General features: G+C 66.9%; 1 protein-coding gene. It reads right to left on the bottom strand.

The genetic code is table 11. The features are described from left to right. On the bottom strand, positions 1-1,025 hold a 1,025-nt coding region (locus IE286_RS26885), incomplete at both ends, for an alpha-amylase family glycosyl hydrolase (RefSeq protein ID WP_189799360.1).

The raw sequence follows: 1,025 nt of genomic DNA, 5'->3' as shown, positions 1-1,025 counted from the left end.
AGTTCACCGATGGCGGGGAAGCGGACCCCGCCGATCAGCTCGACCGGATGGCGGCCGGCGTAGGCGCTCAGGTCCAGTTCGGTGGGCTGGGCGAAGCGGGAGAAGTTGTTCACACACAGGACCAGGTCGTCCTTGTACTCCCGCAGGAAGGCGATCACGGCCGGGTTGGAGGAGGGGAGTTCGGTGAAGGAGCCGAGGCCGAAGGCGGGGTTCTGTTTGCGGATCTCGATCATGCGGCGGGTCCAGTGCAGCAGCGAGGAGGGTGAGGACATCGCTGCTTCGACGTTGGTGACCTGGTAGCCGTAGACCGGGTCCATGATCACGGGGAGGTAGAGGCGGCCGGGGTCGCAGGAGGAGAAGCCCGCGTTGCGGTCGGGGGTCCACTGCATGGGGGTGCGGACGGCGTCGCGGTCGCCGAGCCAGATGTTGTCGCCCATGCCGATCTCGTCGCCGTAGTAGAGGATCGGGGATCCGGGCAGGGAGAGCAGCAGGGCGGTGAAGAGTTCGATCTGGTTGCGGTCGTTGTCGAGGAGGGGGGCGAGGCGGCGGCGGATGCCGATGTTGGCGCGCATGCGGGGGTCTTTCGCGTATTCGGCCCACATGTAGTCGCGCTCTTCGTCGGTGACCATCTCCAGGGTGAGTTCGTCGTGGTTGCGCAGGAAGATGCCCCACTGGCAGCCGGAGGGGATGGCGGGGGTCTTGGCGAGGATCTCGGAGACGGGGTAGCGGGATTCGCGGCGGACGGCCATGAAGATGCGGGGCATGACGGGGAAGTGGAAGGCCATGTGGCATTCGTCGCCGCCGGTGGCGTAGTCGCCGAAGTAGTCGACCACGTCCTCGGGCCACTGGTTGGCCTCCGCCAGCAGCACCTTGTCGGGGTACTGGGCGTCGATCTCCCTGCGCACCCGCTTCAGGAAGGCGTGCGTGGCGGGCAGGTTCTCGCAGTTGGTGCCCTCCTGGGCGTACAGATACGGCACGGCGTCCAGGCGGAAGCCGTCGATGCCGAGGTCCAGCCAGAAACGCAG

This window comes from Streptomyces thermodiastaticus (assembly GCF_014656135.1).
In the GTDB taxonomy this organism is placed as follows: Bacteria; Actinomycetota; Actinomycetes; order Streptomycetales; family Streptomycetaceae; genus Streptomyces; species Streptomyces thermodiastaticus.
This window is presented reverse-complemented; position numbering and strand designations above follow the sequence as displayed.